Source organism: Burkholderia diffusa (assembly GCF_902499115.1).
In the GTDB taxonomy this organism is placed as follows: Bacteria; Pseudomonadota; Gammaproteobacteria; order Burkholderiales; family Burkholderiaceae; genus Burkholderia; species Burkholderia diffusa.
In genome coordinates this window covers 91,782-110,576 of the sequence record NZ_CABVPN010000020.1, presented here as the reverse complement: position 1 = coordinate 110,576, position 18,795 = coordinate 91,782, and the positions used below count along the sequence as shown (strand labels likewise).

At 67.4% G+C, this 18,795-nt stretch carries 15 protein-coding genes and 2 pseudogenes; 9 read left to right on the top strand and 8 right to left on the bottom strand.

The annotated features are described in order from the left end of the window. Positions 1-29 precede the first annotated feature (29 nt). Positions 30-1,259: a dienelactone hydrolase family protein gene (locus BTE28158_RS20910; protein WP_151047711.1), complete on the bottom strand. Its 1,230-nt coding sequence runs from the start codon at positions 1,257-1,259 to the stop codon at positions 30-32. Between the two features lie 354 nt (positions 1,260-1,613). Here BTE28158_RS20910 and BTE28158_RS20905 point away from each other — a divergent pair, with 354 nt between their 5' ends. Together BTE28158_RS20905 and BTE28158_RS20900 are read left to right on the top strand one after the other, a co-directional pair. Then, on the top strand, positions 1,614-2,639 hold the full coding sequence (locus BTE28158_RS20905; RefSeq protein WP_059599653.1) for an AraC family transcriptional regulator: 1,026 nt from the start codon (positions 1,614-1,616) through the stop codon (positions 2,637-2,639). A gap of 176 nt (positions 2,640-2,815) precedes the next feature. After that, positions 2,816-4,009 carry an NnrS family protein gene (locus BTE28158_RS20900; protein WP_151047713.1) on the top strand — a complete coding sequence of 398 codons (1,194 nt, stop codon included), beginning with the start codon at positions 2,816-2,818 and terminating at the stop codon, positions 4,007-4,009. Positions 4,010-4,216: 207 nt separating this feature from the next. Here BTE28158_RS20900 and BTE28158_RS20895 read toward each other — a convergent pair whose 3' ends face one another. The 3 genes and pseudogenes from BTE28158_RS20895 to BTE28158_RS32965 form a co-directional block, all read right to left on the bottom strand. Continuing rightward, positions 4,217-5,326 (bottom strand): S-(hydroxymethyl)glutathione dehydrogenase/class III alcohol dehydrogenase, encoded by a 1,110-nt coding sequence (locus BTE28158_RS20895; protein WP_059599651.1) that lies wholly within the window; start codon positions 5,324-5,326, stop codon positions 4,217-4,219. Positions 5,327-5,381: 55 nt separating this feature from the next. Beyond that, entirely contained in the window at positions 5,382-5,657 is a 276-nt protein-coding gene (gene frmR, locus BTE28158_RS20890) for a formaldehyde-responsive transcriptional repressor FrmR (RefSeq protein ID WP_059599650.1), read from the bottom strand. 83 nt (positions 5,658-5,740) lie between these two features. Then, positions 5,741-5,899, bottom strand: a pseudogene (locus tag BTE28158_RS32965) (LysR family transcriptional regulator); the annotation flags it as partial. Between BTE28158_RS32965 and BTE28158_RS33110 the strand changes: the two are divergent. Next, positions 5,895-5,993 (top strand): annotated as a pseudogene (locus BTE28158_RS33110) (porin); the annotation flags it as partial. The pseudogenes BTE28158_RS32965 and BTE28158_RS33110 overlap by 5 nt on opposite strands. Before the next feature lie 205 nt (positions 5,994-6,198). Here the strand turns inward: BTE28158_RS33110 and BTE28158_RS20880 are convergent. Further along, positions 6,199-7,212, bottom strand: a complete 1,014-nt coding sequence (locus BTE28158_RS20880) for a LacI family DNA-binding transcriptional regulator (RefSeq protein ID WP_151047715.1) — start codon at positions 7,210-7,212, stop codon at positions 6,199-6,201. Positions 7,213-7,446: 234 nt separating this feature from the next. Here BTE28158_RS20880 and BTE28158_RS20875 point away from each other — a divergent pair, with 234 nt between their 5' ends. From BTE28158_RS20875 to BTE28158_RS20850, 6 genes are all read left to right on the top strand, one after another. Continuing rightward, positions 7,447-8,601: an ABC transporter ATP-binding protein gene (locus BTE28158_RS20875; RefSeq protein ID WP_151047717.1), complete on the top strand. Its 1,155-nt coding sequence runs from the start codon at positions 7,447-7,449 to the stop codon at positions 8,599-8,601. Between the two features lie 63 nt (positions 8,602-8,664). Beyond that, positions 8,665-9,903 (top strand): ABC transporter substrate-binding protein, encoded by a 1,239-nt coding sequence (locus BTE28158_RS20870; protein ID WP_151047719.1) that lies wholly within the window; start codon positions 8,665-8,667, stop codon positions 9,901-9,903. Between the two features lie 97 nt (positions 9,904-10,000). Then, positions 10,001-10,918, top strand: coding sequence for a carbohydrate ABC transporter permease (locus BTE28158_RS20865; RefSeq protein ID WP_059679901.1), 918 nt, complete (start codon positions 10,001-10,003; stop codon positions 10,916-10,918). A gap of 11 nt (positions 10,919-10,929) precedes the next feature. Then, entirely contained in the window at positions 10,930-11,781 is an 852-nt protein-coding gene (locus BTE28158_RS20860; protein ID WP_059599644.1) for a carbohydrate ABC transporter permease, read from the top strand. Between the two features lie 36 nt (positions 11,782-11,817). Then, entirely contained in the window at positions 11,818-13,788 is a 1,971-nt protein-coding gene (locus BTE28158_RS20855; RefSeq protein WP_151047721.1) for a beta-galactosidase, read from the top strand. Positions 13,789-13,792: 4 nt separating this feature from the next. Continuing rightward, positions 13,793-15,091: a sugar efflux transporter gene (locus tag BTE28158_RS20850; RefSeq protein WP_151047723.1), complete on the top strand. Its 1,299-nt coding sequence runs from the start codon at positions 13,793-13,795 to the stop codon at positions 15,089-15,091. Positions 15,092-15,135: 44 nt separating this feature from the next. Here BTE28158_RS20850 and BTE28158_RS20845 read toward each other — a convergent pair whose 3' ends face one another. The 3 genes from BTE28158_RS20845 to BTE28158_RS20835 form a co-directional block, all read right to left on the bottom strand. Next, entirely contained in the window at positions 15,136-16,296 is a 1,161-nt protein-coding gene (locus BTE28158_RS20845) for a glycoside hydrolase family 53 protein (RefSeq protein ID WP_151047725.1), read from the bottom strand. 170 nt (positions 16,297-16,466) lie between these two features. Then, a complete protein-coding gene (locus BTE28158_RS20840; protein ID WP_151047727.1) occupies positions 16,467-17,555 on the bottom strand; it encodes an aldose epimerase family protein in 1,089 nt (362 codons plus the stop codon). Positions 17,556-17,582: 27 nt separating this feature from the next. Next, a complete protein-coding gene (locus BTE28158_RS20835; RefSeq protein WP_059599641.1) occupies positions 17,583-18,776 on the bottom strand; it encodes a XylR family transcriptional regulator in 1,194 nt (397 codons plus the stop codon). Positions 18,777-18,795 lie beyond the last annotated feature (19 nt).

Sequence of the window (18,795 nt, the reverse complement as noted above, 5' to 3'; positions counted from 1 at the left end):
GTTGCGCGCGCCGCATGCGTATCCGTCGATCACGCGCTGTCGTGCCAGCGCTGCATCAGCCTGTTCGACGGCACGGTTTCGTCGAGCAGCTTGCGCGCCGTTTCGACACCGGCAACGGGCAGCCCGGCCGCGTCGAGCAGGCCGATCTGCACGAGCACGCTCGCCTGGTCCCAGTAGATGTGTTCGTGATACAGCTTGTCGCCGCGGAACTTGACGATCGCGACGAGCGGAATCTCGACACGCTTGCCGGTCGGCGCGACGCCGGGCAGCATCCAGTCGATCTCGGTCGTGTGCGTGAAGCAGAACAGCAGTTCGTCGACGATCTGGCTCGCGCCGACCGTGCGCGAGATCGGCGTGATCGTCGTGTCCGGCGGGTTCGCATGCACGAAGTGATGCGTGTAGAAGCGCTTGAGCTCGTCGTAGCCCACGCCGCCCGTCAGCGTCGGAATATGGTTCACGTAAGGCTGCGCGACCATCGTGGCCATCGTCGCGTCGACGTTGCGCGTGTCGAACTCGTGCCGGAGGTGTTCTTCCCACAGGGCGGAAAGATCGTAGTGCGGGCCGAGCGCCACGCGAAACGCGGCGATCGCGCGCTGGTGCGCCATGACCGCGGCGGCCTTGTCGAAATGATCGCCGCCGACGCGCGCGAACGCATGATCGACACCCGGGTAGACGTACACTTCGACGCCGTCGCGGCCGGCCATTGCAGCGGCGATGCGCTGCTGCGCGTCGGGCGGGCAGAAGCGGTCCTGCGCGGCGATCTGCAGCACGAGCCGGCCGCGCAGATGGGCGGCTTCGTCGAGCGCGTGCTCGATCCCCACGCCGTAATAGCTGACGGCGGCGGCCACGTCCGGCAGCCGGCACGCGGCGAGATACGCGAGCTTGCCGCCCAGGCAGTAGCCAAGCACGCCGGCCTGGCCCGTGCATTCTGGCCGTTGCATCAGCACGGCCAGCGCGGCGGCGATGTCCTCGACGCCCTTGTTTTCGTCGTACTCGCGGTACAACGCCATCGCGCGCTCGAAGTCGGCCGCCGTGTAACCGAGTTCGATGGCGGGCGCCTGGCGCCAGAACAGGTCGGGCACGAGCACCGTGTAGCCTTCCTCGGCGTAGTAATCGGCCACGTCGCGCATCGTCGCGTTCGCGCCGAAGATCTCGTGACACAACACGATGCCCGGTCCCGTGCCGCCGGCCGGCGTGCTCAGGTATGCGCGAAACGTCCCGCCGTCCGGCGACGGGATGTCGATGTGTCGTCCTTGCATGTGTCCCTCCGTTCTGTTCGTGACTGGCATGGGCCCAGTATTGGCGGACGAAACGCGCGCTTCTATCCGCTTTCTTCGGCCGGTATCCGCGAATTCCGGAAACCTGCGGATCGGCCCGCCGCGCCGGGGCCGGAACGCGGCGCACTGCGGGTATGTGCGGATGCGGAAGGTCCGCACAGTTTTCTACGATGCGCGAACGGTCCACTTCTTGCGTGATGTGCGCAGGGCTTGCGTAGTGTAACGAGGCGGACTGTCCGGATACTCCGGACGCTATCCGGATCGTGCGACGGGGTTCCCCGGAATCGGGAATACGTGCACGGCGCAGGTGCAATCGAGCACGACGGGAGAACTTCGATGGGGCAATTTTGCGGAGCGGGCTGGCTGGGTGACGCTGCCTGTTTCAACCACGACACGCTGCTGCTGCAGTCAGATGACGTCGACGAGGTGCGCGCGCGGGTTGCGGATGTGTTCAAACCGCATCGGCTTACGCTGACCGGCGATTCGCGCGCGCTGCACGGCCGCATGCATCATGCGCGCTGGGGCAATCTGTCGCTGAATCTGCTCGACTACGGCGGCGAAGTGTCGATCGAACCGGGGCCGCTCGAGCACTTCTATCTGTTGCAGATTCCGCTGCGCGGCGACGCCGAGATCGAGTGCGGCGCGACGCGCTTCGTGTCGTCGCCCGACACCGCGTCGCTGCTGTCGCCGACGCTGCCGCTCCGGATGCGGTGGGGCGAGGCGTGCCCGCAAGTGATCCTGCGCATCGAGCGCGAGGTGATGGAGCGGCATGCGCAGCGGCATGTCGGCGATGACCGGCGCGTGCCGGTGGAGTTCGAGCCGGAATTCAGCCTGTCGTCGCAGCAGGGCGCGTGTCTCGCGCAAATGCTGCCGATGCTGGCCGACGCGATCGCGACGGACGGGCATCCGCTGCGCCATCCGCTCGCATTCGAGCAACTCGAATCGACGCTGCTCAACCTGTTGCTGTACGGCCACCCGAACAGCGCACGCAACGGCACACGCCCCGCGCCGGCGCCGCTCGCGCCGTTCTATGTGCGGCGCGTCGAGGAATACATCCGTGCGCATCTCGACGAGCCGTTGACGATCGAACGGCTGGCCGAACTCGCGGGCGTCAGCCCGAGCACGCTGTTCGCCGGATTCCGCAATCGCCACGGCATCACGCCGATGGGATTCGTGCGCCAGTTGCGGCTGCAACATGTGCGCGACGAACTGCTCGACGACGCGACACCGGGGCTCGCATCGGTGACGGACGTCGCGCTGAAATGGGGCTTCGCGCACCTCGGGCGGTTCGCGATCGACTACAAGCGCGCGTTCGGGGAATCGCCGTCGGCCACGCTCCGGATGCGGCGTGCGCGGTGCTGACGGGAGGGCAGCCACAACGCAGGCTCACTTTTTAAAGTCTGGCACACGCGTGAAGCGCGCGCTTGACGCATGTCATGAACGCGGGCGATGCCACTGCGCCGCGTAGGGGCACGCTCCCGTCTCGCGTCTCACCGCGCTAGGATGAATGACGTCATCCTCGATTGCCGGAGACGCACATGAAAATCAGCGAGCCGATGCGAGCCCCGTCGGCGCCCGATACGTCACCGCTGCTGCAGCTTGGCCTGCGGCCGTTCTATCTGACCGGCGCGCTGTTCGCGAGCGTCGCCATCGTCTTGTGGCTTGCGGCCTGGCACGGCGTGCCTGTCGCCGGGCGTGCCGGTCCGATGACCGGGCTCATGTGGCATGTGCACGAGATGATCTTCGGCTTCGTCGCCGCGATCGTCGTCGGCTTCTTGCTGACCGCCACGCGGGCCTGGACTTCGCGCGAGACGCTGCGCGGCCCGGCGCTCGCGGCGCTGTGGCTGCTTTGGCTCGCCGGACGCGTGCTCGTCTGGTCGGGGCCGCCGATGCTCGCGGCCGTCGTCGATTCGTTGTTCTTGCCGGTGACGGCCATCGTGTTGTTGCGCGTGCTCATTTCGGCGAAGAACCGTCACAACGTGTTCCTGCCGGTCGCGCTGCTGCTGTTCGGCGCGCTGAATGCGCTGTTCCATGTATCGGTGACGACGGGTCGGGCCGATCTCGCGTTGCGTGCGGCCTACGCGGCGACGGGGCTGGTCGTGTTCTTCGTCGCCGTGATAACCGGACGCATCGTGCCGATGTTCACGATGAATGCGATTCCCGGCTTCAAGATTCACCGCTTCAGGATCGTGGACGCGCTCGCGGCCCCCGCGGTCGCGCTGACGTTGTTCGCGGACGCGCTCGGCGCACCCGATACGCTGTTGGTCGTCGCTGCGCTCGCGACCGCCGTGCTGCACGCGTGGCGCCTTGCCGGATGGCATTCATGGCGCGTCGGCAAGCGGCCTATCGTGTGGATCCTGCACGTGTCCTGTCTGTGGATTCCGGTCGGCTTCGTGCTGCTCGCGCTGTCGTTCGCTGGCGCGGTCGCGCACTCGCTCGCCGTGCATGCGTTGACCGTCGGCGCGATCGGCGGCGCGATCATCGCGATGATCACGCGCACGGCGCTCGGCCACACGGGACGCATGCTCGTCGCGGGCCCGTGGGAGCAGCTGTGTTACTGGCTGGTGATCGGTGCGGCAGTCATTCGCGTGTTTGGTCCGCTCTTGCCGGGTGTGCCGTACACGGTCTGGCTCGATGCGTCGGGCGCGTGCTGGATCGTCGCGTTCGCGGCGTACGCGGTTCACTACGCGCCGTTCCTGATGTCGCCGCGTGCGGACGGTCGCCAGGATTGACGCTCGCGCGTCGTCGGATCGCTGCAGGAAGCGTCGGGCGCAACATCAGAGCCGCCTTGCGCGCCGGGCACGGCGTCATGAGACGTCGACCGTTGCCGGTCTGATAAGCGATGGTTCGGAGAATGCGTCGCGCCGGCAAGCATCGCGGCTTGCCGGCGGTATCGCGCAACGAGACCGGTTACAGCAGGCGATCTCGTTGCGCGTATTTCAGAAATGCACGACGGTCCGGATGGACTCGCCGTTGTGCATCAAGTCGAATGCCTCGTTGATGCCGGTGAGCGGCTTCGTGTGCGTGACGAACGGTGCCAACTGGATCGTGCCGGCCATCGCTTCCTCGACCATGCCCGGCAGTTCGGAGCGGCCCTTCACGCCGCCGAATGCCGTACCCAGCCAGCGGCGACCGGTGACGAGCTGGAACGGGCGCGTGGAGATTTCCTGGCCGGCGCCCGCGACGCCGATGATGACGGACTGGCCCCAGCCGCGGTGCGCGCATTCGAGCGCGGCACGCATCACGTTGACGTTGCCGATGCACTCGAAGCTGTGGTCGACGCCCCAGCCGGTCATTTCGACGATGACTTGCTGGATGGGCTTTTCGTGGTCCTTCGGATTGACGCAGTCGGTTGCGCCGAACACGCGCGCAAGGTCGAACTTGCCGGGGTTGGTGTCGATCGCGATGATGCGGCCGGCCTTCGCGAGCTTGGCGCCCTGAATCACCGCGAGGCCGATGCCGCCGAGGCCGAATACGGCCACCGTATCGCCTTCCTGCACCTTCGCGGTGTTCTTGACCGCGCCGAGGCCGGTCGTGACGCCGCAGCCCAGCAGGCAGACCTGCTCGGGGTTCGCGTCCGGGTTGATCTTCGCGAGGGAGACTTCGGCGACGACCGTGTATTCGCTGAACGTCGAGCAGCCCATGTAGTGATAGATCGGCTGGCCGTTGTAGCTGAAACGCGTGGTGCCGTCGGGCATCACGCCCTTGCCCTGGGTGGCGCGCACCGACACGCACAGATTGGTCTTGCCGCTCTTGCAGAACAGGCACTCACCGCATTCGGCGGTGTACAGCGGAATGACGTGGTCGCCGGGTTTCACGCTCGTCACGCCTTCGCCGACTTCCACAACGATGCCGGCGCCTTCGTGGCCCAGCACGGCCGGAAAGATGCCTTCCGGATCGTCGCCCGACAACGTGAAGGCATCGGTGTGACAGACTCCGGTATGGGTGATCTTGATGAGCACTTCGCCCTTGCGGGGCGGTTCGACGTCGATTTCGACGATCTGGAGCGGCTTACCCGCCTCGAACGCAACTGCAGCACGTGATTTCATGGCAATCCTTTAAAAAATCATCGAATGGATCGATAGGTCGACGATTCCGCACCGGTCAGCGCAAGTAGGACCGAACGAGGGTCACGATATCGTCGATCGACCCGGAAGCGGGGCGCGATGCGTCCGCGAGCTGGGTGAATTCCTCGCGCAAATGGCTTTCGAGCACGCCGGCCATCACGCCATTGATCGCGCCGCGAATGGCAGCCAGTTGCTGAAGTATCGGGCCACAGTCCGCGCCCTCCTCAAGCGCTTGCTCGAGCGCATTCAGTTGCCCGCGAACACGGCGCACGCGGGTCAGGACGCGTTTCTTTTCTTCGGGGGAATGCGGCATGGGATCTGTGGGTTTCCGGATACTGGGGGGCAGTATAGAACAATGTGGCGCGGAGGTATACGGAATCGCTGCCGGGCACACCGTCAGATCAGCAGCGTGAGCGTGCGGAACAGCGCAAGATCCTCGTTGCGCGCCGACCGCGCATGCCGGCGGATCATCGGCAGCAGGCGGTCGATGAAGCAGCGCGCGGCGCCGCTCAGCGTGCTGCTGCGGCGCGTGACGATGCCGAGTTCGCTCGGCTCGTCGCTCGATCGGGCATATGTGCCGGGGGCAGCTGATCTGCCGTCGCCGTCGAGGCAGAGGATGGTGCATGCGGGGATTCGGCACGAGTTCTGACCGGATCGGAATCGAAGACGGGACGGGCGGCCGGCTTGGCGTCACCCGCTCGCACAATCGGTGGATCCCGGCAACGTCAGCGACCATGCGCCGTACGGCAACCTGTCGTGGCAGTTCTGAGCGCGGAGGGGTAGCCATTTACGCTGACACGCGAATGCGTGAACGGCCGGCCGGAGCGCGACGTCGACGCAGCGCGCTCCGTGCGTCAACCCCGCGCCACCCCCGTCGATTCCCGCACCACGAGCTCCGGCGCCCCGATCGTATGCACGGCGGCAGCCGGCTCGACGCCGTCGATCATGTCGAGCGTCAGCGCGATCGCCCGCGCGGCGATCTGCGACGTCGGAAACCGCACCGTCGTCAGCGCGGGGCGGAACTGGTGGGCGAGTTGGATATCGGTCATGCCGACCACCGACAGATCGGCCGGCACGCGCAGCCCGAGATCGGCGGCTGCCTGCATCGCGCCGATCGCCATCAGGTCATTGGTCGCGAACAGCGCGGTGAGGCCCGGCTTCTCCCGCAGCAGCGCAGCGGCCGCTTCGTAGCCACCTTCGATCGAATCGTGAGCCGACACCGTCGTCAGCGCCTCCGCCGGATGGCCGCATGCCGCGAGTTCGTCCGCGAACCCGCGCAAGCGCACCGATTGCGGACCGCCCGAGCCCTTGCCGACGAGCGCGCCGAACGCGCGATGCCGCAGCCCGGACAGATGCGCGGCTGCCAGCGCGCCCGCCGTCGCGAAATCGACGGTGACGCACGGCAGCGTGCGTGACGCATGCACGTGCTCCCACATGCACAGCACGATTGACGCGCCGTGGCGTGCGATGTCGGCGAGTTCGGCTTCCGCGAGGTCGGTGTTCATCACGATCGCGCCGGCGGCAAGCGTGCCGGCGATCCGCTCGAGGTAGTTGCGCGTGATCGCCGGATCGTCGTCGGTATTCGACACCAGCAGGTAATGGCCGCGCTTGCGCGCCTCGCGCTCGGCGGCCAGCACGAATTCCGGATAGAACGGGTTCGTGATGTTCGACAGCATCAACGCAAGCGTGGACGTGCGGCCCTCGGCCAGTGCCCGCGCGGTCAGGTTAGGCCGATAGCCGAGCTCGCGGATCGCCGCCATCACGCGCTCGACGGTCGCCGGCTTCACCTTCTGCGGATTGCGCAGCACGTTCGAGACGGTCGCCGCGGTGACGTTCGCGCGCCGCGCGACTTGCGCGAGCGTCACCATGCACGGCCTCGGGCCGGGCGGGCAATGCTGCACGAGGGAAGGGAAGCGAGGGAGTGTCTGCTCATATTCTGGGAGTGCGTCCCACAAGTTGCACAAGGACAAGCGATACGCTAATTTCTCGACACATCAGATCAAGGAGACGACATGGTACGGCGAACAGGGCGAATCGCACCACCGGAATTTAAGCGGTTAAATTTCGCGTCCCGAAGCGCCTGACCAGGAGAGGAGAGCGCGATGACCGCCATTTCATTGAAGGACGTCTCGAAGCGCTACGGCGACCATGCGCCGGTGCTGCGCGACGTGAACCTCGAGATCGCGTCGCACGAGTTCTGCGTGTTTCTCGGTCCGTCGGGTTGTGGCAAGTCCACGCTGTTGCGGATGATCGCCGGGCTCGAAGACGTGACCGAAGGCGAGTTGCGGATCGGCGGCGCGCGCATGAACGACACGCCGCCCGCCGAGCGCGGTGTCGCGATGGTGTTCCAGAGCTATGCGCTGTTTCCGCACATGACCGTGTTCGACAACATCGGTTTCGGCCTGCGCATCGCCGGCACGCCGAAGGACGAGATCCGGCGCCGCGTGACCGAGGCCGCGCGTGTCCTGCAACTCGATGCGCTGCTCGATCGCAAGCCGAAGGCGTTGTCCGGCGGCCAGCGGCAGCGCGTCGCGATCGGCCGCGCGATCGTGCGCGAGCCGCGTGTGTTCCTGTTCGACGAGCCGCTGTCGAATCTCGACGCGACGCTGCGCGGCCAGACGCGCGTCGAAATCGCCCGCCTGCATGCACGCTTCACGCAATCGAGTTCCGTCTACGTGACGCATGACCAGATCGAGGCGATGACGCTTGCCGACCGGATCGTGCTGCTGCACGCGGGCGACGACGTCGCACGCTTCGGCAGCATCGCGCAGGCCGGCGCGCCGCTCGAGCTGTATCACCGGCCGGCCAACCGTTTCGTCGCGGGCTTTATCGGCTCGCCGCGGATGAACTTCCTGCCGGCGGTCGTCGACGCAGCCGATGCGCATGGCTGCCGGCTGCGGCTCGAGGGCACGGGCGAAACGCTGACGTTGCGCGATCGCCCGCTGCCGCGCCACATCGGCAGCGGCGCGCGCGTGACGCTCGGGATTCGTCCCGAGCATCTGACGGTCGCCGCGTCGGGCGATGCCGACCCGCCCACGATCATCCGCGACATCGCGCTCGTCGAGCAACTCGGCGAAGCCGCCTACGTGCATCTCGACCAGCCCTGCGGCATGCCGCTGCTCGCGAAACTGCCCGGCCAGGCCGCGATGCGGCGCGGCGAGCGGCATGCGTTCCACGTGCCGCCGTCGCGCTGTCACCTGTTCGACGAGGCCGGCATCGCGTTGCCGGCCATTTACGCCGAAGCGGCGTTCGCATAGCGGCGCAATGCCGACCCGCCGCGCGCGACGCGGCACCTATCACACCAATACCAGGAGACAACGATGAAACTTCGTGCGAGCCGACTGCTGCTTGCCCTGACGACTGCCGCCGCGTTCGCGGCGGGGACGGCCGACGCGGGCACGCTCAAGGTGAACGTCGCCGCGCGCGGCAACCAGCGCGCGACGTGGCAAGCCGTGTTCGACCAGTTCCACAAGGCGAATCCGGACGTCGACCTGAAGGTCAGCTACGTCGGCGAGGAGGCGTACAAGGTGCAGATGTCCGGCTGGCTCGCGACCGATCCGCCCGACGTGCTGAGCTGGAACAACGGCGAGCGGCTCGCGTATTTCGCGAAGCGCGGGCTGATCGAGGACCTGAGCGCGGACTGGCAGAAGAACGGCTGGAACGACACGTATGCGGCCGTCAAGCAGTCGTCGACCTACGGCGGCAAGCTTTACAGTTTGCCGCTCGGCTATGACGCGTATGGCCTCTTCTACCGCAAGGACCTGTTCGAGAAGGCCGGCATTCACGGTGAGCCGGCCGATTGGGCGCAGTTTCTGGATGCGTGCCGCAAGCTGAAGGCGGCCGGTATCGCGCCGATCGCGGTGGCCGCGCGCGATGCTTGGACGCTGGCCGCGTGGTTCGACTACCTCGACTTGCGGATCAACGGCTACGCATTCCACCAGAAGCTGATGGCCGGCGACGTCGCCTACACCGATCCGCGCGTGCGGGCCGTGTACGCGGCATGGAAGAAGCTGATCGACGACAAGTATTTCATCGACAACGCACTGTCCTACGATGTCGATTCGCTGAGCCCGCTGATCGTCAACGGCCAGGCCGCGATGACGCTGATGGGCACCTGGTATTCGGCGGGTCTCTTGAGCGCGACGCGCAACCCGATCAGTTTCTTCCGCTTCCCGGTGATCGACGCGTCGGTGCCGCTTGCCGAGGACGGCCCGGTCAACGTGATGATCGTGCCGGCGAAGGCGCGCAACAAGGCGGATGCGCGTCGCCTGCTCGCGTTCATGGGGCAACCGGTGGTCAACGGTGAGTTCGCGAAGGGGATGGGGCAACTGCCGTCGAACAACAAGGCGCCCGAGCCGCAGGACCCGATCTCGAAGATCGGCTTCCGCACGCTCGCGACCACGCCGGGCGGCATCGCGCAGTTCTACGACCGCGACATGACGAAGGAAATGGCGGACGAGGGGATGAAGGCGATGCAGCAGTTCCTGTCCGACCCGACGCAGCTCGATGCGATCCTGCAGCGCCTCGAGCAGACACGCAAGCGCATCTACCGGAAGTAACGCGCCGCGCGGCCGGGCCGGCCACGCCGGCCCGGTGCGTCGTTGCCGCCGTCGCGTCCGTTTCGTCAGTTACGTCCGTCTCGTCGAAGGTTATCTCATGTCAACCAGCCTGTCCGAAAGCACCGCACGCCGCGCAGCCGGCCCGCGGCGGCATGCGCGTGCGTCGCTGGCGCGCCGGCGCAACCGCGCGGCCCTGCTGTTCGTGCTGCCGGGTTTCGCGCTCTTCACCGTGTTCGTGCTGTATCCGATCGTCAGCAGCATCTGGCTGAGCTTCCATCACTGGGACGGGATGACGCCGATGACGTACGCGGGGCTCGACAACTACCGCGAGCTGCTGCAGTCCGACACGTTCTACGTCGCGCTGAAGAACAACGTGCTGTGGCTCGTGCTGTTCCTCGCCGCACCGCCGCTCGGCCTTGCGCTCGCGCTGTACCTGAACCAGAACGTGTTCGGGATCCGGCTCGTGAAGTCGCTGTTCTTCGCGCCGTTCGTGTTGCCGGGCGTCGTCGTCGGCCTGGTGTTCTCGTGGTTCTACGACCCGACGTTCGGGCTGCTGAAGCTGATCGTCGGGCATGGGATCCCGGTGCTCGGCGATCCGCGTTATGCGACCTTCGGCGTGATTGCCGCCGCGCTGTGGCCGCAGATTCCGTTCTGCATGATCCTCTATCTGACCGGGCTCACGGGCATCAACGGCGAGATCGTCGAGGCGGCGCGCATGGAAGGCGCGCGCGGCTTCACGCTGCTGTGGCACGTGATCCTGCCGCAGCTGCGGCCCGCGACCTTCATGGCGGTGGTGCTGACCGTGATCGGCGCGCTGCGCAGCTTCGACCTGATCTCCGTGATGACGGGCGGCGGCCCGTTCGACAGCTCGACCGTGCTCGCGTACTTCATGGTCGACCAGGCGATCAAGTACTACCGCGAAGGCTATTCGGCCGCGATCGCGGTCGTGCTGTTCGCGATCATGCTCGTCTATATCGTGTGGCAGCTACGCAAGCTGGTGCGCGTCGAATCATAAGGATCACGAAAATGTATCCGATGCCCGTGTCCCGCTGGGGACGTCCCGCCCGCTGGCTGTACCGGCTGTCGCTGCCGTGCGCGCTCGCGCTGTGGCTCGTGCCGCTGCTCGCGGTGCTCGTCACGTCGGTCCGCTCGACCGACGAGATCATGGCCGGTCATTACTGGGACTGGCCGAAGCAGTTCGCGCTGCTCGACAACTACGGCGCCGCGCTCACGCAGACGCCGATGCTGCATTACTTCTCGAACAGCATCCTGATCACGGTGCCGTCCGTCGCCGCATCGATCCTGCTCGCGTCGCTCGCGGGGCACGCGCTCGCGAACTACCGGTTCCGCGGCAATCTCGTGCTGCTCGGGCTGTTCGTCGCCGGCAACTTCGTGCCGATCCAGATCCTGATGATCCCGGTGCGACAGATCATGCTCGGCGTCGGCCTCTACAACACCGTGTGGGCGCTCGTGCTGTTTCATACCGCGTTCCAGACCGGCTTCTGCACGCTGTTCCTGCGCAACTTCATCCGCGAGCTGCCGTTCGAGCTGATCGAGGCCGCGCGCGTCGAAGGCGCGTCCGAGTGGGCGATCTACTGGCGCGTCGTGCTGCCGCTCGTGCGGCCGGCGCTCGCCGCCCTCGCGATCCTCGTGTTCACGTTCGTGTGGAACGACTACTTCTGGGCGCTGTGCCTCACGCAAGGCGACGACGCCGCGCCGATCACGGTCGGCGTCGCCGCGCTGAAGGGGCAGTGGACGACCGCCTGGAACATCGTGTCGGCCGGCTCGGTGCTCGCCGCGCTGCCGTCGGTGCTGATGTTCTTTGCGATGCAGAAGCACTTCGTCGCGGGGCTCACGTTCGGCGCGACGAAAGGCTGATCCGTCACATCCATTTTCTTCTGCAAGGAACCCACGATGCACCTCGGCGTTTGCTATTACCCCGAACACTGGCCGCGCGAACAATGGGCCCGCGATGCGCGGCGGATGGCCGAACTGGGCCTGACCCGCGTGCGGATCGCCGAATTCGCGTGGAGCCGGATGGAGCCGGAGCCGGGCCGCTACGACTGGGCGTGGCTCGACGAAGCGATCGACACGCTCGCCAGCCAGCAGCTGAAGATCGTCCTCGGCTCGCCGACCGCCGCGCCGCCGAAGTGGCTCGTCGATCGCCATCCGGAGATCCTGCCCGTCGGCGCGGACGGCGCGGTGTGGCAGTTCGGTTCGCGCCGCCATTACGACATCGCGAACCTCGTGTATCGCGAGCACTGCGTGCGCATCGCGGACGCGATGGCACGACGCTACGGTGCGCATCCGGCGGTCATCGCATGGCAGACCGACAACGAGCTCGGCTGTCACAACACGCTGCCGAGCTATACGCGCGCGGCGCTCGAAGGCTTTCGCGCGTGGCTCGCGGTGCGCTACGGCGACATCGGCGCGCTGAACCGCGCGTGGGGCAACGTATTCTGGAGCATGGAGTATCGCGGTTTCGACGAGATCGAACTGCCGCACCATACGCCGACCGATGCGAATCCCGCGCATCTGCTCGACTTCCGTCGCTATCAGTCGGACGAGGTCGCGCGGTTCCACGCCGTGCAGGTCGATGCGATCCGTCCGCACGCGCCGGGCCGCGACGTGCTGCACAACTTCATGGGCTTTTTTACCGAGTTTGATCACTATGCGTTTGCGCATGGCGGCCTCGACGTCGCCGCGTGGGACAGCTACCCGGTGCCGCGTACCGAAGTGCTGCCGCTCGACGAAGCGGACAAGCGACGCTGGGCACGTACTGGGCACCCGGACGTGTCGGCGTTCTCGCATGACCTGTATCGCGGCGTCGGCAACGGGCGGATGTGGGTGATGGAGCAACAGGCGGGGCCCGTGAACTGGGGGCCGTACAACCCGGTGCCGCATGCCGGCGCGGTGCGGTTGTGGACGTGGGAAGCGTTCGCGCATGGCGCGGAACTCGTGTCGTATTTCCGCTGGCGACAGTATCCGCATGCACAGGAGCAACTGCACTCGGGGCTGAATGCGCCGGACGACCAGTTGTCGCCCGGCGGCCGCGAAGTGGCGCGCGTCGCACGCGAACTGGCCGCGCTGGATATCGGGCTCGTCACCGGCACGCACGAGCCCGCACGCGTCGCGCTGCTGTTCGATTACGCGGCCGACTGGATGATCCGGATCCAGCCGCACGGCGCCGACTTCGACTACCAGCAGCACGCGTTCGACTGGTATCGCGCGTTGCGCGAACTGGGGCTCGACGTCGACATCGTCGCGGCCGACGCCGACGTGTCGCGTTATGCACTCGTCGTCGCGCCGACGCTGCCGGTTGTGCCGGATCGTGTCGTCGAGCAGGCGGCGTGCGGAGACGCGCACTGGCTGTTCGGGCCGCGCACGGGCTCGCGCACGGCGGAATTCGCAATCGCGCCGGGCCTCGCACCTGGCAAGCTGCGCAACGTGCTGCCGGTGCGAATCGGCCAGGTCGAGTCGCTGCGGCCGTCGCTCACACCGCGCGTCGCGTTCGACGGCGTCGATGGCCATGCGCTGAAATGGCGCGATCACGTCGATATGGAATCGGCGACCGGCATCGACGTGCTTGCTGCCTGCGACGACGGCGTGCCCGCGCTCGTGCGGCGCGGCCGCGTGACGATGGCGACCGCCTGCTTCGACCACGCGCTGTTGCGTGCGATCGTCGCCCGCTGCGCGCGCGACGCCGGACTGCCGGTCCGCGCGTTGCCGGATGGCGTGCGCTTGCGCCGGCGCGGGCGTCTCGTGTTCGCGCTCAACTATGGCGACGCGCCATGCACGCTGCCGGCGCCGGACCGTGCGCGCTTCGTGCTCGGCGGCCCCGAACTCGGCGCGGTCGACGTCGCCGCGTGGGTCGAGCCGGACTGACGCGATGCAGTCGCCGCGGTCGCTACGGTCGCATTTCGCGCGCCTCGCCGGGATCGCGAATTTCTTGCCGCTGTCCGCCGCCGCGCTGATGCTCGGCGTCGCGATGTCCTTTACGGCGCCGTACCTGTCGCTGTTCGGCGTGGAGGCGGCGGGGATGTCGCCGTTTCTCGCGGGCATCTTCATGACGCTGATCGCGGCGAGCGGTGTCGTCGCGAGCACGTGGGCCGGGCGCTGGTCGGATCGCCGAGACCGGCACAGGCCGTTGCTCGTCGTCTCGCTCGCGGCTGCCGCGCTTGGTTTCGCGCTGCTATGCGTGCTGCGCGCGCACGGGCCGGTGATCGCGGCCGGCACGATCCTGCTCGGTGCGGGGGCCGTGTCGCTGTCGCAGATCTTCGCGTTCGCGCGCGCGGTGCTGCCGGTCGACGACGATGCGCAGCGCGATCTCGCGTCGGCGGCGCTGCGCACGATGCTGTCGGTTGCATGGGTGTTCGGTCCCGCGCTCGGCGCGCTGATCCTCGCGCAGACGGGTTTTGTCGGGCTTTTTCTCGCCGCTTCAGTGGGCTTCGTCGCATGCGCGGCGATCATCGCGCGGATTCCGGAGCCCGCGCGGCGGCCGGCGGCGGCTCATGTGCGCGCAGTGGACCATGCTGCGCCGCTGTCCGCCGAGGCACCGGCGGAGATCGTCGTCGCACCGCGCGCAAGCGTGCGGCGCACCCTCGTCGCGCTCACGCTGATGGGGCTCGCGGCGAACGCGACGATGATCGTGCTGCCGCTGTACATCGTGCGCGGGCTCGGCGGATCGCCGGGCAACGTGTCTGCGGCGCTGGGTCTCGCCGCGTTGCTCGAGATCCCGATGATGCTTTGGCTCGGCATCCGGTCGACGCGGCTCGACAAGGCGCGCTGGCTGACCGCGTGCGCGGCCGTGCATGCGGCGTATTTCATCGGACTCGCGGCGGTGACGCGGGTGGACATGATCCTGCCGCTACAACTGCTGAGCGCTTGCGTGGTCGCGATTACGTCGTGCCTCGGCATGACGCGCGTGTGCGACCTGATGCCGACGCGTCCCGGCACCGCGACCGCGATGTTCTTCAGCACCGCGCGCGTCGGCTCGATCGCATCGGGCGTGCTGTCGGGCGCGTGCGTCGACCTGTTCGGTTATCGCGGGACGTGCGCGGGGTGCTGCGTGCTCGCGCTCGTCGCATTCGCGCTGCTCGCCCGGGACGCGCACGGCGAGCGGGGCGGTGCGCGTGGCGCAGGCGGCACGACGGCATCTGCCGGAGGCCGCTTCGATGCACCGCACTGACGCGGGATGCGTCGGTGCGGTGATGCGGTGACGACGCGAATGCGTCAGCGTTGGCGATACGCGTCGAGCGACGACAGCGCGTTGCCGTGGAAGTCGAACAACGTGTTGTTGTCCCATTGATCGCCGGCACCGAGTTTCCAGCCGACACCCGGCGTCGGGATCCATTCCGGTTCCCACCAGAACACGCCCTTGCCGCGATTGCCCGGCACGCCCTTCACGATATCGACGACCGCCGCGAGGAACTGCGCCTGGCCGGCCGGCGACGGCGGGAACGCGGTCGAGCCGGTGTTCGTCATCGCGTTCGGTTCCGAGTCGCCGTCGCTGGTGGTCCATGGATACGCGGTCTCGACGACGATCAGTTCCTTGTCGTATCGCACCGCGAGGTCATTCGCGTTGTTGCGCAGGTCGTCGAGCGAGCCTTGCCACTGCGGGTAGTACGACAGGCCGATCACGTCGAACGCGACACCGCGCTGCGTCGCGCTGTCGAACCACCAGCGGCTTTTCGCGTTGTCGCCGCCGCTGTCGATGTGCAGCATCACCTTGATGCGCGGATCGACGGCCTTCACCGCATCGCGGCCCGTCTTCAGCAGCTGCGCGAGGTTGTCCCACTGGTCGTAGCGGCCGAGCGGCCACAGCATGCCGCCCGTGATCTCGTTGCCGATCTGCACCCACTCCGGCCGCACGCCGACGCGCTGCAGTTGGCGCAGCACGTCGGTCGTATAGGCCGACAGCAACGCACACGTTTCGGCGAGATTCTTGCCGGCCCACGCATGCGGCGGGTATTGCTTGCCGGGGTCGGCCCACCAGTCGCTGTAGTGGAAATCGATCAGGATACGCATCCCGAGCGCGGCCGCGCGTTTCGCGAGTGCGACGACATGGGCCGCGTTGTTATAGCCGGCCGCATCACTCTGGTTGGCCGGGAAGAATGCCGGATTGCCGGGATCGTTCCATACCTTGATGCGGATCGAGTCGACGCCGTGCGCGTGCAGGACCTTCAGGCAGTCGGTCGGGCGGCCGTGGTCGAAGTACCGCGCGCCGTGCGCTTCGAGCTCCGGCAGCGTCGACACGTCGGCGCCCATCGCGAACGGGATGCCACCCGCCGCGCGCGCGACGCCTTGCGCGACGGCCGGCAGCGTGCCGGCCAGGTCGACGCATGCGAGCGCCGCGGTCGAGACACTCCAGCGCAACATCGATCGTCTGTTCATCGTCATCCTCCAGTATCGGGCCCGGTCGATCGATCGCAGGATCGCGGGCTTCGTCGGTTTAAGCGCTTAAATTTCAGCCTCGATGCGAGGCCGGATCGAGCGTAGCGCAGCCGTCGATGCCGACGCAAAGAACGCGTGCGTTGCCTACTATCTGGCGACCGGCATGTCCGCTACCCGCGCACCCCGACCCGATATCGAGTCGTCTGGCGATAGGTGTTGCCCGGATGAAGGATGGTTTCGTCGCGCAGCGCGTCCATGTTGACCTGGTTCGGATAGAAACCGGCTTCGACGCACAGCGCCGCATGTCGCACGCACGGCATGCCGCCGCCCACGCGCACGCCATCCAGATAATTGCCCGTATAGAGCTGCAACCCGCGCTGATCCGTCGACACGGCAAGTTCCCGACCGCTTTCCGGATCGTAGATCGACGCGACGGGCCGCACGTTGCGCCCATGGTCGCGCAGCACGTAGCAGTGGTCGAACCCGCGCCCGCGCGTGAGCTGCGCATGCGGCCAGTCGAGGCGAGCGCCGATCGGCGCGCTCTGCCGGAAATCGAACGCGCTGCCCGTCACGTCGGCGGTGCCGGTCGGGATCAGCGCATCGTCCACTTCGACGAACGCGTCGGCGTGGATCTGCAGCAGGTGGCCGCGCACGTCGCTGCCCGCGCGTCCGCTCAGGTTGAAGTAGCTGTGATTCGTCAGGTTCAGCGGCGTCGGCGCGTCGGTCACGCCCACGTAGTCGATCGTCAGCGTGCCGTCGTCGTCGAGCGTGTAGCGCACCTGCACGCTCACGTTGCCGGGGAAGCCCGCATCGCCTTCCGGCGAATCGAGCCGCAGCGTCAGTCCGCCGCGGTCGTCGACCACGTCCCAGCGCGCGCGGTGAAAGCCGCTCGCGCCGCCGTGCAGCAGGTTGCCGTTCTCGTTGCGGTCGAGCGTGTAGTCGATGCCGTCGAGCGAGAAGCGCGCATCCGCGATCCGGTTCGCCCACCGGCCGACCGTCGCGCCGAGGTACGCACCCGATTCGACATACTCGGCCGGCGTGTCGTGCGCCAGCACGATATCGGCGAAGCGCCCGGTGCGGTCGGGGGCGAGCCACGACACGACGGTCGCGCCGAGATCGCTGATGACGACGCGCATGCCGTGCGCGTTGCGCAGCGTGTAGCGCCGCACCGGATCGCCGCCGGGCAGCGCGCCCCACGGCTCGGACGGAATGCGGCCGACATCGGCTGACGGGCGGGAAGAGTCGGTATCGATATGCATGAGTGGGTTCGCTCGTGGGCGGTGAATTCAGTGAGCGGCCGCCGCGCGTTCCTGGTATTCGCGCGGGGTGCAGCCGAGTTCGCGGCGGAACACCGCGTACATGTATTGCAACGACGTGAAGCCGCAACGGATCGCGACTTCCGCGCTCGACGCATTGCGGCCGGCGAGCAGCGCCTGCGCGGCCTCGAGCTTGTGACGCAGGATTTCCTGGTGCACGGTGCGCTGCAGTTCGCGCCGGAAGTGCTCTTCGAGCAGCGAGCGCGACACGCCGACATAGTCGGCGACCTGTTCGGTCTTGATCCCCTGGCATGCGTACTGCCGGATGAAGTGCCGCGCGCGCATCACGTGCGGGCTCGCGAGCGGCTGGTGGCGCGTCGATTCGAGCACGTTGATGCCGACCGGCGGCACGAGGATGCGCTGCCCGGGAAACCTGGCGCCGCGCAGCATCCGGTGCAGCAGGTGCGCGGCGGTGCGGCCCATTTCCTCGGTGCCCTGGATCACCGACGACAACGGAATGCGCGTCAGCGTGCGCGTGAGCGGATCGTTGTCGATGCCGATGATCGCGACCTGTTCCGGCACCGCGATGCCGGCGAGCAGGCACGCCTGCAGCAGATGCCGCGCGCGCGCATCCGTGACCGCGATCACGCCGACGGGCTTCGGCAGCGCATGCAGCCAGCCGATCAGCTCCTCGATCGCGTGATTCCAGCCCGATGCGCTCGTCGACACCCCGCGGTAGATCGGGGCGTCGAGCCCGTCCGCGCGCGCGAGCCGGTCGAACGCGAGCTCACGCTGCTGCGCCCAGCGGTTCTCCTGCGCGACCGGCAGGCTGTACATCGCGAAATGCGCGAGCCCCGCGCCGATCAGGTGCGTGTAGGCGAGCGACACGAGCTTCGGGTTGTCCGTCGCAATATATGGGACCCCGTCCGGGTACTGCGCCGGATCCTCGTACGACGAGCCGACCGCGACGATCGGCAGCGGCGAACCGGCGAGCGCGTCGGCGACGGCCGGATCGTCGAAGTCCGCGATGATGCCGTCGCCGTCGAAGCGTTCGATGCCGGCGAGCCGGCAGCGGAAATCGTCTTCGAGGAACAGGTCCCACACGACGCGCGTCGTGTGCAGGTACTGGCCGATGCCGCTGATGATCTCGCGGTCGTAGACCTTGTTCGCGTTGAACAGCAGCGCGATGCGGTGCGGTGTCTGGGCGGAAGAGGCACGGGTCATGTCGGTCTCGAGGCGGGCG